The sequence below is a fragment of the Actinomadura parmotrematis genome (assembly GCF_019458805.1).
GTDB lineage: Bacteria > Actinomycetota > Actinomycetes > Streptosporangiales > Streptosporangiaceae > Spirillospora > Spirillospora parmotrematis.
In genome coordinates this window covers 80,665-93,916 of sequence record NZ_JAIBOA010000029.1, presented here as the reverse complement: position 1 = coordinate 93,916, position 13,252 = coordinate 80,665, and the positions used below count along the sequence as shown (strand labels likewise).

Here is a 13,252-nt window from a genome sequence, read left to right as displayed (position 1 = left end):
GGGCGCCCCCCCGCGGGGGGGGGGGGGGGGGGGGGGGGGGAGGGAGGGAGGGGGTGCGGGTCAGCGTTTGCGGGCTTGGTGCTTGATGCGGCCGGTCAGTTCGGTGACCTGGTTGTAGATGGCGCGGCGCTCGGCCATCAGGCTGCGGACCTTGCGCTCGGCGTGCATCACCGTGGTGTGGTCGCGGCCGCCGAACTGCTGGCCGATCTTGGGGAGGGACAGCTCGGTCAGCTCCCGGCAGAGGTACATGGCGATCTGGCGGGCGGTCACCAGCATCCGGGACCGGGACGGGCCGCACAGGTCGTCGATGGTGGTGCCGAAGTACTCCACCGTCTGCGCCATGATCATCGATGCGGTGATCTCGGGGCCGGAGTCGTTGGGGATGAGGTCCTTCAGCACGATCTCGGCGAGCTTCAGGTCCACCGACTGGCGGTTCAGGCTGGCGAACGCCGTGACGCGGATGAGCGCGCCCTCCAGCTCGCGGATGTTGGTGGCGATCTGGGAGGCGATGAACTCCAGCACGTCCGGCGGCACGACCAGGCCCTCCTGGCGGGCCTTCTTCTGCAGGATCGCGATCCGGGTCTCCAGCTCGGGCGGCTGGACGTCGGTGGTGAGGCCCCACTCGAACCGGTTGCGCAGCCGGTCCTCCAGCGTGACGAGCTCGCGGGGCGGCCGGTCGCTGGAGATGACGATCTGCTTGCTGGCGTTGTGCAGCGTGTTGAAGGTGTGGAAGAACTCCTCCTGCGTCTGCTCCTTGCCCTCCAGGAACTGGATGTCGTCCACGAGCAGGATGTCGACGTCGCGGTAGCGCCGGCGGAACCCGTCGGCCTTGCCGTCGCGGATGGAGTTGATGAAGTCGTTGGTGAACTCCTCCGAGCTCACGTACCGCACCCGCGCGCCGTTGAAGAGGCTCTGCGCGTAGTGGCCGATGGCGTGCAGCAGGTGCGTCTTGCCGAGGCCGGAGTCGCCGTAGATGAACAGCGGGTTGTACGCCTTGGCGGGCTGCTCGGCGACGGCGACGGCGGCGGCGTGCGCGAACCGGTTGGACGAGCCGATGACGAACGTCTCGAAGGTGTACTTGGAGTTCAGCCGGTCGCCGCCCGCGGCGGGGGCGGCCGCGCCGCCCGCCGGGGCGCCGGCGGGACCGCCCGCGGGCTCGTCGCCGCGGTACTGCTCGCCGGCCTTGAACGACTCGAACGCCTCGCTGGTGAAGGCGTCGTCGGAGCGGGTCAGCACCGTGTCGTCGGAGCCGGACCGCTCCTCGCCGCCGCGCGCTCCCTGCGCCTCGCCGCGCCCGCCCGGACTACCGGGACCGCCCGGGCCGCCGGGCCTGGAGGCGCCGAGCGTCCGGTCGTTGAGGTGGGACGGGGCGGGCGCGCCCTGCTGGCGCTCGCCGCCGAACCCCTCCTGCCCGGGGCGGGCGCGGTCGCCGGGGAAGCCGTTCTGCTGGCCGCGTCCCTCGAAGGGGGACGGGCGGGAGCCGCGCCGCTCGGGGCCGGCGCCGTAGGCGGGCGGGCGGGGGGCGGCGGGGAAGGCGCCGCCGTGCTCGCCGTCGCGCTGGGGCCAGCCGCGGTCCTCGCCGGGGGGAGGGAAGCGGTCGCCGCCCTGCTGGGGGCGGCCGCCGAACGAGCCCTGCTCGTTGCCGTAGGACCGCTCGCCGTACGAGCGGTCGTCGCCGTACGGGCGCTCCTCGTAGGAGGAGTCGTACTGCTCGTAGGGGCGCTCCTCGAAAGAGTCGTAGGAGCGGTCCCCGTAGGAGGGGGACGACTCGGCGTCGCGGTCGGGCGGGGCCTGCCCCGGCTCGCCGCCCGCCGCGGAGGGCTCGGGCTGGACGGTGACGGCCACCTGGATCTCGCGGCCGAGCTCGTGCGACAGGGCCTGGGTGATGAGGCTGCGGAGGCGGTTCTCCAGGGCGTGCTTGGCGAACTCGTTCGGCGCCGCCAGCAGGGCGGTGCCCTCGATCAGCGCGAGCGGGCGGACCATGGGGAGCCAGGCGCGGTAGCTCGGGGTGAGATCGCTCTCGCCGAGCGCCGTCAGGGTGCGGGACCAGACCGACCCGAGATCCTGACCGTCCATGCGCAAGGCCCCTCCCCACCACCCCCGGTTGCCGGGGCACCTGACCTGTCCGTGCCGAGTCCCTGTCGTTCCACTGGTGTGAACCGCCGCAAAGACCACGATGGCGCCGCGGAATGATTACTCTCTCACGAGTTGTCCACAGAGTTGTCCACAGACTGTGCATGAGCATGAGATCCCTGTGCAAAAGTCGTCGGCGCACGGGATCTTGAACGTTCGCGGGGAGTGTCGTGCCTGGTCAGGGGGATCGCTGGACCAGAGGGAGCCGCCGCGTCGGGGCCGCTCACCGGAGGGGGAAACTGTAGCGGCTGCCTTTCGGGCCCCGCAACAGGAACCCCGGGGGCGGTGTTCGTCCACAGGCGCCGCCGGCGCTGTGGACACGCTGGGGACGAGCGCGGGGACCGGCGCGGACGGGCGCGGAGGGCGGCCGCCGGAGGCGTCGTGCGGGGGGTGCGGGTGTTCACCGCCACCCTGTCTCCGTTTGACCTGATGGGCCGGTAGCCCGTAACGTTCTGAGGTCGAGTCGCATCGACGGAGATGACGCGTGCCCGCCCGCTCCCCGCGAGCGCGGACGGGCCCCCGCTGCGGGGGACCGGACGCGGCCCTCGATGCGAGCCATCGCGCCTCTAGACCAACGACCGCAGCACCTGGAGCCTCTCGTGAGCAAGCGTACTTTCCAGCCGAACAACCGTCGTCGCCACAAGAAGCACGGCTTCCGGCTGCGGATGCGTACCCGTGCGGGTCGCGCCGTGCTGGCCTCGCGGCGCGGCAAGGGCCGCGCCCGCATCGCGGTCTGATCCTCCCCTCACATGCTGCCGTCCGGTAACCGGATGCGGCGGCGGGACGAGTTCACGTCGGCCGTCCGGCGCGGTCGCCGCGCCGGACGGCCGACTGTCGTCCTACACCTCCTCCGGCCGTCCGATCCCGGGCCCTCCGACACCGGCCCCTCCGCCGTCGGATCCGCCGGCGCCGGGACCGCGGGCACCGGTTCCGCCGGCGCCGGGACGTCCGGCACCGGACCGGCGGGGGACGCGCCGCCGCTGGTCGGTTTCATCGTGGCCCGGACCGTCGGTGACGCCGTGACCCGCAACCGGGTCCGGCGTCGCCTGCGGCACCGGCTCCGCGATCACCTGCACCGGCTGCCGCGCGGTAGCCTGCTCGTAGTGCGCGCCAACCCCGCCGCCGGGGCGGCGCGCGACGACGAACTGGCCGCGGATGTGGAGTCGGCGCTCGACCGGCTCCTGCGGCCCGCGTCCAAGGGGCGAAAATGACGAGTACGGCCGGGGGATCCCGTGCCTGACCGGCGCGACGCGCAGCGGCCCGCCGGCCCGGTCGCGCGGGCGCTGATCCTGCTCGTCCGCGGCTACCGCCGCTTCGTCAGCCCCCTGCTCGGACCGGTGTGCCGCTTCGAGCCCTCGTGCAGCGCCTACGGCCTGGAGGCCCTCCAGGTGCACGGCGCGCTCCGCGGGGGCTGGCTCACCGTCCGCCGCATCAGCCGATGCCATCCTTTCAACCGTGGTGGATTCGACCCGGTACCGCCCCGCGAGGGCGCACCGGCGGCCCCCGACTCGCCTACCCGCGGCCGCGAGGGAAGCGGTCCCGCCCTAGCAGAGCCCAAGGAGCTGCCCGGTGCTTGACTGGTTGTATTCGATCGTCGCCCACCTGATCGTCTGGATTCACAGCGGGCTCAGCCTGGTCGTCCCCAAGGACAGCGGCTGGGCCTGGGGCGGCTCGATCATCCTGCTGACCGTCCTGCTGCGGCTGGCGCTCGTCCCGCTGTTCGTCAAGCAGATCCACGCCTCCCGCAAGATGCAGGAGCTGAACCCCAAGGTTCAGGCGCTGCGCAAGAAGTACAAGAACGACAAGCAGCGGATGAACCAGGAGGTGATGAAGCTCTACCAGGAGAACGGCGCGAACCCGCTGGCGGGCTGCCTCCCCCTGGTCGTGCAGATGCCGGTGTTCATCGGCCTCTTCCAGACGCTGAAGCGGATCTCCGACGCCAAGCCCGGCACCGGCGTGTTCGCGCTGTCGCCCGAGCTGGTGCAGAGCGCCCAGAAGGCCAACATCTTCGGCGCGCACATCCCCGACACGTTCCTGCACGCCTGGGGCGCCGACCCGAAGAGCTGGAGCGCGATCCTCATCACCGGCATCGCGGTGGTCGTCTCCTCCTGCACGACCTTCTTCACCGTGCGGGCCAGCATGAAGCGCCAGCCCGTCACCGACGACGCCAACCCGATGGCGCAGGCGCAGAAGATGATGGTCTTCCTCGCCCCGCTGTTCGGCCTGTTCGGCCTCGGCTTCCCGCTCGGCGTCCTCATGTACTGGGTGACGTCCAACAGCTGGACCCTCGCGCAGCAGCACTACATCTACTCCAAGTACCCGCCGCTCGGCGCGGACGGCGCCGCCCCCGCGCCGGCCAAGGACGACAAGCCCGCCACCGGCCTGAAGGCCCGGCTGAAGAAGGAGCCGGAGCCGGCGCCCGAGCCCGAGCCCGAGAAGGCCAAGGTCGTGCGGAACCAGCCGACCCGCAAGCCGCGCAGCAAGCGCAGCGGCACGTCGAAGCGCTAGTTTGAGTTCCGGTCCCGCCGAAGAAGGAGAGACTCCGTTGAGCCAGACCGACACCACCGAGGTCGACGTCCAGGCCCTCGAGCAGGAGGGCGAGATCGCCGCCGACTACATCGAGGGCCTGCTGGACATCGGTGACTACGACGGCGACATCGACATGGACGTCGAGGGCGAGCGGGCCGTCGTCGCGGTGGTCGGCGCGGCGCTGGACGAGCTCGTCGGCAAGCGCGGCGAGGTGCTGGAGGCGATCCAGGAGCTGACCCGCCTCGCGGTGCACCGCCAGACCGGCAACCGGACCCGGCTGATGCTCGACATCGGCGGCTACCGGGAGCGCCGCCGCGCCGAGCTCACCCGCCTCGGCGAGGAGGTCGCCGCGGAGGTCAAGCAGGGCGGGCAGGCCAAGCCGCTGGCGCCGATGACGCCGTTCGAGCGCAAGATCGTGCACGATGCGATCGCGGCGGCCGGGCTGCGCAGCGAGTCCGAGGGCGAGGAGCCCGAGCGCTACGTGGTGGTCCACCCCTCCTGATCGAGCGAGACGGCGGCGGCCCCGCACCCGGGCATCGGGTGCGGGGCCGCCGCCGTCTCGGCGGTCGTCCGGAGCCGTTCGCGGGCAGGGCAGAGGCCCCGCCGGAGGACGGGGCCTCTGCGTGAGCCCGGTGTGCACCGCCGCCTTGGCACACCGGGCGGTCCGCGGGATTCAGCGCCGCTCGCGCGCCGGACGGGTCAGCGCAGCTCGTCGTGGGTCGGAAGGTGGCGGGGGCCGTTCTCCAGGGCCGGGTCGTTCACCACCGCGGGGTCGTTGGCGAACGCCGGGTCGTTCGCGAACGCCGGGTCGTTGGGGTTGCGGACCGGCGGCGCCTCGCGGCGGACGGGCCGCTCCTCGACGATCCGCTCCACGACCTCGCCGTCGGCGCGGACGGGGCGCTCGATGATGCGCTCCTCGCGCACCACGTGCGTCTCGGGGCGGGATTCGCGCTCGCGCTCCTCGCGGACCGACTCGAACACCTCGTCGGGGTTCTCGCCCCGGCGGTTGAGCTTGAAGGTGAACACCAGGCTGAGGATCCCGATGAGGATCAGGATCCAGCCGACCAGGTGGATGTCCACCCCGCTGAGGTCGGCGCGGATGGCGAAGGCCAGGATCGCTCCGATGGCCAGGAATGCAAGTCCGACTCCGATACCCATTGCCTCGGAGCCTCCTTCCGTGACGGGCGGGCAGCACTTGACCCGCTCCTTACCCGCCCGTCCAGCCTTTATCCGAAAAGGGGACGGACGTGGAGGTAAGACGACCTGCCGGACTGGTCACACCCCTCTGCCGGTCATGAATCGCCCGGCCGGCGGCACCCGTGTGCGGGTGCCGTGCCTTTTGTGGAACGATTCGGCGGTGGGGATCGCACGTGAGGTTTTCGGTGACGCGCTGCCGGTCGCGGAGCAGTACGCGGAGTTCCTGTCGGGTCCGGGCGTCGAGCGGGGGCTGATCGGCCCCCGCGAGGTCGACCGCCTCTGGGAACGGCATCTGATCAACTGCGCGGTGGTGGCCGAGGCGATCCCGGCGGCGGCGAGCGTCGTCGACATCGGCTCCGGCGCCGGGCTGCCCGGCCTGGTCCTGGCGATCGTCCGGCCCGATCTGGACATCACGCTGCTGGAGCCGCTGCTCCGCCGCACCACCTTCCTCGACGAGGCCGTCGGCATGCTGAAGCTCGGCAACGTGACGGTGCTCCGCGGGCGCGCCGAGGAGCACGCCGGCAAGCTGACGGTGGACGTCGCGACGGCGCGCGCCGTCGCCCCCCTGGAGCGGCTGGCGGGCTGGGCCCTCCCCCTGCTCCGGCCGGGCGGCGAGCTGCTCGCGCTGAAGGGCGAGCGCGCCGCCGCGGAACTGGCGGAGGCGGGGCCCGTGCTGGACCGATTCGGTGTGCGGAGCACCGAACTGCTGCAAGTCGGGCGCGGTAAGGTCGACCCGCCGACAACGCTTGTCCGCGTGGTCGCCGGAGCGCGCGCCCCCCGGCGGGCCCCAGGGTCGAGGAAGAGGTCTTCATGAGCACCGGACCAGGACAGGGCTGGCCTGATCGCGCCGGCGAAACCCCCGACGATCAGCAGCCCGATCCCGGACCGGGGGAGACCGCGGCGGAGGCGGCGCCCTCCGGGCACGCCAATTGGGGAAGCACGACGTCGGGGACCGCGGAGAACGTCGGCTACGTGCCGACCGGCGGCCCGGCCGCCGCACCGGCGGCCCGGCGTCCGAATCAGGGGGAGTCGGAACTGGTGCGCGAGGCGCTGAAGGACGCCAAGGTTTCACATGAAACCTCGGCGGCCGCACCCAAGTCCAAGCCGGGCGGAGCGGACCGCGACTGGCCGCGGCCCGCGCGCTGCCGGGTCGTCACGATCGCCAACCAGAAGGGCGGGGTGGGCAAGACCACCAGCTCGGTCAACCTGGCGGCCTCGCTCGCGATGCACGGCGCGCAGGTCCTGGTCGTCGACCTGGACCCGCAGGGCAACGCCTCCACCGCGCTCGGCGTCGACCACCACGCGGACGTGCCGTCCATCTACGACGTGCTGATCGAGGACGTGCCGCTCGCCGACATCGTCGTCCCGGCCCCCGAGATCCCCAACCTGTTCTGCGCGCCGGCGACGCTGAACCTCGCCGGCGCCGAGATCGAGCTCGTCTCCAAGGTGGCCCGCGAGTCGCGCCTCCAGCGCGCCCTGGACGCCTACGACAAGGACAAGTTCGACTACGTCCTCATCGACTGCCCGCCGTCGCTCGGGCTGCTCACCGTCAACGCCCTCGTCGGCGGCGACGAGCTGCTCATCCCGATCCAGTGCGAGTACTACGCCCTGGAGGGCCTCGGCCAGCTGATCCGGACGGTCGACCTCGTCCGCTCGCACCTGAACCCGACGCTGAACGTCTCCACGATCCTGCTGACGATGTACGACGCCCGCACCCGGCTGGCCGCCCAGGTCGCCGAGGACGTGCGGAACCACTTCGGCGACGTGGTGCTGAACACCGTGATCCCGCGCAGCGTCCGGGTGTCCGAGGCGCCCAGCTACGGGCAGTCGGTGATGACCTACGACCCGGGCTCCAGCGGGGCGCTCGCCTACAGCGAGGCCGCCTCCGAGATCGCCCACCGCAATGGAGAGGCCACGTGAGCCGGCAACGACGCCCCGGACTCGGCAAGGGCCTGGACGCCCTCATCCCCACCGCCCCGCCGCCTCCTCCGGCCGCGCCGGGCGAGCAGGCGCCGGGCGGCGGCGCCCGGCCGAACGGCACCGGCTCGGACGGCGCGGCCGCCCCGGTCGGCGCCCCGGTGCAGCAGCCCGTCGCGGGCGCGTTCTTCGCCGAGCTGAAGCCCGAGAGCATCCGGCCGAACCCGCGCCAGCCGCGCGAGCACTTCGACGAGGACGCGCTCCAGGAGCTCGCCGACTCGATCCACATCGTCGGCATGCTCCAGCCGATCGTGGTCCGCCGCGTCGAGGCCGCCGACCACGAGTTCGAGCTGATCATGGGGGAGCGGCGCTGGCAGGCGGCGCAGCGGGCCGGCCTCACCGCCGTCCCGGCCATCATCCGAGCCACCTCCGACGACGACATGCTCCGCGACGCGCTGCTGGAGAACCTGCACCGCCAGCAGCTGAACGCGCTGGAGGAGGCGGCCGCCTACGAGCAGCTCCTCAAGGACTTCGACGTCACCCACGAGCAGCTCGCCGCCCGCATCGGCCGCTCGCGCCCGCACATCTCCAACACCCTGCGGCTGCTGAACCTGCCGCCGCTGGTGCAGCGCCGGGTCGCCGCGGGCGTCATCTCCGCCGGCCACGCCCGCGCCCTGCTGTCGCTGGACAGCGCCGAGGCGCAGGAGCACCTCGCCGCCCGGATCGTCGCCGAGAACCTGTCGGTCCGCGCCGTCGAGGAGATCATCGCGCTGCGCGAGGTGGAGGACGGGCCGCCCGCCCCGCGCCAGGGCCGCCGCAAGGCGACCCCGGCGCCGGAGCTGAAGCAGCTCGCCGACCGGCTCTCGGACCGCTACGAGACCAGGGTCCGCGTCGACATGGGCCGCAGCAAGGGCAAGATCGTGGTGGAGTTCGCCTCGCTGGACGACCTGGACCGCATCATCAAGTCGATGGTCCCCGACGACCGCGGCCTCGCCGACGGCGGCCTGGACGACCGCTAGCCCCTGCCGCACGCGCCGAACGCGCCCCGGAACCGCTCCCGGTTCCGGGGCGCTCCGCTTTCCCCGCTCCCCCACGAGCCCCAGTGATCCCCTGAGCGCCCCCGGTGCCCGTGCCGGGCCTGGGTGCGCCTTGGCGATCTCCGGCCCGTCCGGACCCTCCAGGGCACCGCGGACGCCCACCCACGGCGGCCCTCCCACGACGGCGCAGCAGGCGGACCGTCCCCGTGAGACGCACCGCCAGATTCGGACGCCCCCCGCGTTCGCCGGCTCGCCGAGCACTGCCAGGCCCGGTGGGCACCCGTCCGGTGACCGGGGCTCCCGAAACGGCGCCGCATATGGGCCGGTGCCCGTGAGGGGGCGGCCGTGCTCACATACGCCCCACGATCTCCGGCCGGCCGGAGCCCTGCAAGGCTCCGGCAGCACCATCCGGGGTCCGGCCCCGGCTCGACGGCGCAGTAGGTCGACCGTCCCCTGCGAGCGTGCCGTCAGGTTCGAAGGCGCCGCAGCGATCTCCAGCTCGCCCGCGTCCTGCGAACCCCGCAGCCATCTACCAGGGCGCTCCTGCCCCTGGGGCGGTGCCGCATGTGGACCGTCGCCTGGTGAGGCACGCCACCGGGCTTGGACGTGCTCCCGTGATCTCTGGATCGTCCGAACCCTGAAGGGGGCGCGAGGACTCGTCAGGAGGCTGCGGCTCCCAAGGCGCGCCGTCGCGGTGGCGTGGCCGCCGGTCGGCGTCGTGAAACGGATGAGCGGGGTGGGGAGTCTCACGGGGAGTCGAGGTTTCCCGTGAAACATGGCCACGGACCATCTGGTGGGCGCGAGCGGTCGCCTTCCGATCGGGGGCGGGCGAGGTTTCTCGTGAAACGTTCGGGGTGAAAGGGCGAGAGGTACCCGGGGCGTTTCACGTGAAACGAGGAGGGGCGCCCTTCGGTCAGGGGAAGCGGCGCAGGAGGAGGTCGCGGCAGACGGTGCCCAGGTTCAGGCCCGCGGCCTTCACGGCGCGGGGCAGGAGGCTCGTCTCGGTCATGCCGGGTGCGACGTTCACCTCCAGGAAGTGCACCTCGCCCGCGCGGTCGACGATCATGTCGGTGCGGGACAGGTCGCGCAGGCCGAGGGCGCGGTGGGCGGTGAGGGCGGCGGCGGTGGCCTTCTCGGTGACGGCCGGGGAGAGGCGGGCCGGGGCGATGAACTCGGTCTCCCCCGCCTCGTAGCGGGCCGTGTAGTCGTACAGCCGGCCCGGTGCGGCGATCTCGACGGGCGGCAGGGCGCGGAGGCCGTCCGGGAGGTCCAGGACGCTGACGGCGATCTCGGTGCCCTCGACGCACCGCTCGATGAGGGCGGTGTCGCCGTAGGCGAAGCAGCCGACCATCGCGGCGGGGAGCTCGTGGGCGGAGTGGACGGCGGAGGCGCCGAGCGCGGAGCCGCCGCGGGTCGGTTTCACGAAGAGCGGGAGGCCGAGCGCCGCCACCACGCGGTCGAGGACGGCGGACGCGCCGAGGTCGTGGAAGACCTCCTTCGGCAGCGCGATGGACGGCGGCGTGGCGAGGCCCGCCGCGGCGACGACGGACTTCGCCGCCGGCTTGTCCCAGGCGATCCGGCAGGCGTCCGGGCGGGCGCCGACGTAGGGGACCGGCAGCAGGTCCAGGACGCCGCGGACGGCGCCGTCCTCGCCCGAGGCGCCGTGCAGGACCGGGAAGACGACGTCGGGCGGGTCGGCGGCGAGGCGGTCCAGCAGGGAGGCGTCGGAGTCGTAGAGGACGACGGGCACGTCCAGCGAGCGCAGCGCGTCCGCGACGCGGCGCCCCGAGCGGAGCGACACCTCCCGCTCGTACGACAGGCCCCCGGCCAGAACGACGACATGCCCGAGCTCCACGCCAGGCCCCTTCCCCATGAACGAGAGAACGCCGGCCCCCCGGGGTCGGGGAGCCGGCGTTCCAGAATGTCTCAGACGATGCCCGGTCCCGGCGTGTGCACCCCGCGGGGGGCGCGGTCCGGGCGGGCTCCCCCGAAAGTGTCCCGCATCCCGATCTCCTGCTGGACCACCGAGGCGAGCCGGCGGACGCCCTCGCGGATCCGGTGCGGCTCGGGGAAGCAGTAGGACAGGCGCAGGTGCCGCTGCCCGGTGCCGTCGGCGTAGAAGCCGGTGCCGGGGACGTAGGCGACGCGCTCGGCGAGGGCGCGCGGCGCCATCGCCTTGGCGTCCAGGCCCTCGGGGAGGGTGAGCCAGACGAAGAAGCCGCCCGCCGGGCGCGTCCAGGTGCAGCCGTCCGGCATGAGCGCGTCCAGGGACTCCAGCATGGTGTCGCGGCGCTCGCGGTACAGCTCGCGGAAGCTCTTGATCTGCTCGCGCCAGGGCTGGGTGTTCAGGTACTCGCGGACGGCGAGCTGGGAGAAGTTCGGCGGGCAGAGCACCGCGGACTCGGCGGCGAGGACCAGCTTGGTGCGGACGCCCTGCGGGGCGAGCACCCAGCCGACGCGGAGGCCGGAGGCGATCGTCTTGGAGAACGAGCCGAGGTAGACGACCCGGTCGTCGTCCGCGCGCAGCGCCCGCAGGGGCTCGTGGTCGTAGCAGAGCAGCCCGTAGGGGTTGTCCTCGACGACGAGGACGTCGTGCGCGGCGCAGATGTCGAGGACCTCGGCGCGGCGGGCGGCGCTCAGCGTCACGCCCGCCGGGTTCTGGAAGGTGGGGACGGTGTAGAGGAACTTCACCCGGCGGCCCTCGCGGCGCAGGCGCGCCAGCGTCTCGCGGAGCGCGGCGGGGACGAGGCCCTCGCCGTCCATCGGGACGTGCACGACGTCGGCCTGGTAGGACGCGAAGGTACCGAGCGCGCCGACGTAGGACGGGGCCTCGGCGAGCACCACGTCCCCTGGATCGATGAAGATCTTGGTGAGGAGGTCGAGGCCCTGCTGGGCGCCGACGGTGACGACGACGTCGTCGGCGTTCGCGGTGACGCCCTCCAGCGCCATCACCTCGCAGATGCGGGCGCGCAGCTCCTCGTCGCCCTGCGCGGAGCCGTACTGGAGGACCTCGGCGCCCTTGCCGGCGACGAGGTCGCCGACCATGCCGCCGACGACGTCGAGGGGCAGCGCGGACACGTAGGGGGCGCCGCCGGCGAGGGAGACGACCTCGGGGCGGGACACCACGGCGAACAGGGCCCTGATCTCCGACGGCACCATCCCGGCGGCGCGGGCGGCGTAGCGGTCGGCATGGGCATCTGTACGCGCGTGCTGTTCCACGAGGGACCTCCACGGGTGTTCGGATCTGCTGAGCAAACTACGGCATGGGCGGGCCGGTCCGGGGAGGCGCCCCCGCGCGAGTCGCGGGAGGAACGATCCCTTCCGGCCCCTTCCGATACGATGCCCGAGGGTCCCGGAGTGTTGCCGGGAATCACCGGGAAATGGCGCGTCGGTGCTACCCGCCGCGTGGTCACGAAGCCGCTGGGGGGTGCCAGGGTCGGTGTCGCGTCGCCTCGTCAACATCACGCTGGACAACGTCGACGACCTGCCGCACCGCTGCCGGCGGTGCGTGTTCTGGGAGCTGGACGCGGTGAGCGGCGAGCGCGCCGCCAAGACCGGCGATCCGGGCCTGGAGAAGGAGGCGTGGATCTCGGCGACGCTGCTGGACTGGGGCAGCTGCGGGAAGATCGCCTACGTGGACGACGTGCCCGCCGGGTTCGTGATGTTCGCGCCGCCGCTGTACGTGCCGCGCTCGACGGCGTTCCCGACGAGCCCCGTCAGCGCCGACGCGGTGCTGCTGATGACCGCGCACATCACCCCGGAGTTCACCGGCGGCGGCCTCGGCCGGATGCTGGTGCAGGGCGTCGCGAAGGATCTCACCCGGCGCGGGGTGAAGGCGATCGAGGCGTTCGGGGACCTCGTCGGCGGTCCGGGGGCCTGCCTGGTGCACGCCGACTACCTGCTGTCGGTCGGGTTCAAGACGGTCCGGCCGCACCACCGCTACCCGCGGCTCCGGCTGGAGCTGAAGTCGGCGATGTCGTGGCGGGAGGACGTCGAGGTGGCGCTGGAGCGGCTGCTCGGCTCCATGACGCCCGAGGGGGCGCTCCGCCCCGCCTAGCACCGCGAAACGCCGCGGCCCCCGTCCTCTACCCGAGGGACGGGGGCCGCGGCGCGTGCGGGTGGATCAGAGGAACTCGGCGAGCTCGCGGACGAGCGCGGCCTTCGGCTTGGCGCCGAGGATCTGCTTGACGACCTCGCCGTCCTTGAAGACCAGCAGGTTCGGGATCTGCATGATCTGGTACTCGGTGGCGGTGGCCGGGTTCTCGTCGGTGTTCAGCTTGACGATCTCCAGCTTGTCGCCGTGCTCCTGCGAGATCTCCTCCAGGATGGGGGCGACCATCCGGCAGGGGCCGCACCACTCCGCCCAGAAGTCGACGAGCACGGGCTTGCCGCTCTTCAGGACCTCGGTGGCGAAGTCGGCGTCGGTCACGGCCTTCATG

General features: G+C 72.7%; 14 protein-coding genes. 9 read left to right on the top strand and 5 right to left on the bottom strand.

Annotated elements, in window-relative coordinates:
* Nucleotides 1–60: 60 nt before the first annotated feature.
* On the bottom strand, nt 61–2,076 hold the full coding sequence (dnaA, locus tag K1Y72_RS32250) for a chromosomal replication initiator protein DnaA (protein ID WP_220170308.1): 2,016 nt from the start codon (nt 2,074–2,076) through the stop codon (nt 61–63).
* Between the two features lie 656 nt (nt 2,077–2,732).
* Between dnaA and rpmH the strand changes: the two genes are divergently transcribed.
* Genes rpmH through K1Y72_RS32225 form a run of 5 tightly spaced genes read left to right on the top strand, consistent with a single transcriptional unit; the run spans nt 2,733 to nt 5,164 of the window.
* Nucleotides 2,733–2,870, top strand: coding sequence for a 50S ribosomal protein L34 (rpmH, locus tag K1Y72_RS32245; protein WP_220170307.1), 138 nt, complete (start codon nt 2,733–2,735; stop codon nt 2,868–2,870).
* A 12-nt stretch (nt 2,871–2,882) separates the two neighbouring features.
* Nucleotides 2,883–3,344, top strand: a complete 462-nt coding sequence (gene rnpA, locus K1Y72_RS32240) for a ribonuclease P protein component (RefSeq protein WP_220170306.1) — start codon at nt 2,883–2,885, stop codon at nt 3,342–3,344.
* 21 nt (nt 3,345–3,365) lie between these two features.
* The gene (gene yidD / locus K1Y72_RS32235; RefSeq protein WP_220170305.1) at nt 3,366–3,710 is read left to right on the top strand and encodes a membrane protein insertion efficiency factor YidD; all 345 of its coding nucleotides are present in this window, start codon (nt 3,366–3,368) and stop codon (nt 3,708–3,710) included.
* On the top strand, nt 3,703–4,641 hold the full coding sequence (gene yidC, locus K1Y72_RS32230; RefSeq protein ID WP_220170304.1) for a membrane protein insertase YidC: 939 nt from the start codon (nt 3,703–3,705) through the stop codon (nt 4,639–4,641). The genes yidD and yidC overlap by 8 nt, the downstream gene beginning before the upstream one ends.
* 37 nt (nt 4,642–4,678) lie before the next feature.
* Complete coding sequence (locus tag K1Y72_RS32225) at nt 4,679–5,164, top strand: Jag family protein (protein WP_220170303.1); 486 nt, start codon at nt 4,679–4,681, stop codon at nt 5,162–5,164.
* A 197-nt stretch (nt 5,165–5,361) separates the two neighbouring features.
* Here the strand turns inward: K1Y72_RS32225 and K1Y72_RS32220 are convergent, their stop codons facing one another.
* Entirely contained in the window at nt 5,362–5,820 is a 459-nt protein-coding gene (locus K1Y72_RS32220) for a DUF6458 family protein (protein ID WP_220170302.1), read from the bottom strand.
* Between the two features lie 199 nt (nt 5,821–6,019).
* Here K1Y72_RS32220 and rsmG point away from each other — a divergent pair, with 199 nt between their 5' ends.
* From rsmG to K1Y72_RS32205, 3 genes are all read left to right on the top strand, one after another.
* Nucleotides 6,020–6,673 carry a 16S rRNA (guanine(527)-N(7))-methyltransferase RsmG gene (gene rsmG, locus K1Y72_RS32215; RefSeq protein ID WP_308287327.1) on the top strand — a complete coding sequence of 218 codons (654 nt, stop codon included), beginning with the start codon at nt 6,020–6,022 and terminating at the stop codon, nt 6,671–6,673.
* 224 nt (nt 6,674–6,897) lie between these two features.
* A complete protein-coding gene (locus K1Y72_RS32210; RefSeq protein ID WP_308287326.1) occupies nt 6,898–7,779 on the top strand; it encodes a ParA family protein in 882 nt (293 codons plus the stop codon).
* Nucleotides 7,776–8,795, top strand: a complete 1,020-nt coding sequence (locus K1Y72_RS32205) for a ParB/RepB/Spo0J family partition protein (protein ID WP_220170300.1) — start codon at nt 7,776–7,778, stop codon at nt 8,793–8,795. The genes K1Y72_RS32210 and K1Y72_RS32205 overlap by 4 nt, the downstream gene beginning before the upstream one ends.
* A 931-nt stretch (nt 8,796–9,726) precedes the next feature.
* Here the strand turns inward: K1Y72_RS32205 and K1Y72_RS32200 are convergent.
* Both K1Y72_RS32200 and K1Y72_RS32195 read right to left on the bottom strand, forming a co-directional pair.
* Complete coding sequence (locus K1Y72_RS32200) at nt 9,727–10,668, bottom strand: D-alanine--D-alanine ligase family protein (protein WP_308287325.1); 942 nt, start codon at nt 10,666–10,668, stop codon at nt 9,727–9,729.
* Nucleotides 10,669–10,739: 71 nt separating this feature from the next.
* Nucleotides 10,740–11,972, bottom strand: a complete 1,233-nt coding sequence (locus tag K1Y72_RS32195) for an aminotransferase-like domain-containing protein (RefSeq protein ID WP_220170317.1) — start codon at nt 11,970–11,972, stop codon at nt 10,740–10,742.
* 280 nt (nt 11,973–12,252) lie between these two features.
* On the opposite strand from K1Y72_RS32195, the gene K1Y72_RS32190 reads away from it, so the two are divergent.
* Nucleotides 12,253–12,870: a GNAT family N-acetyltransferase gene (locus tag K1Y72_RS32190; protein ID WP_220170298.1), complete on the top strand. Its 618-nt coding sequence runs from the start codon at nt 12,253–12,255 to the stop codon at nt 12,868–12,870.
* Nucleotides 12,871–12,936: 66 nt separating this feature from the next.
* Here K1Y72_RS32190 and trxA read toward each other — a convergent pair whose 3' ends face one another.
* Nucleotides 12,937–13,251: a thioredoxin gene (gene trxA, locus K1Y72_RS32185; protein ID WP_220170297.1), complete on the bottom strand. Its 315-nt coding sequence runs from the start codon at nt 13,249–13,251 to the stop codon at nt 12,937–12,939.
* Nucleotide 13,252 lies beyond the last annotated feature (1 nt).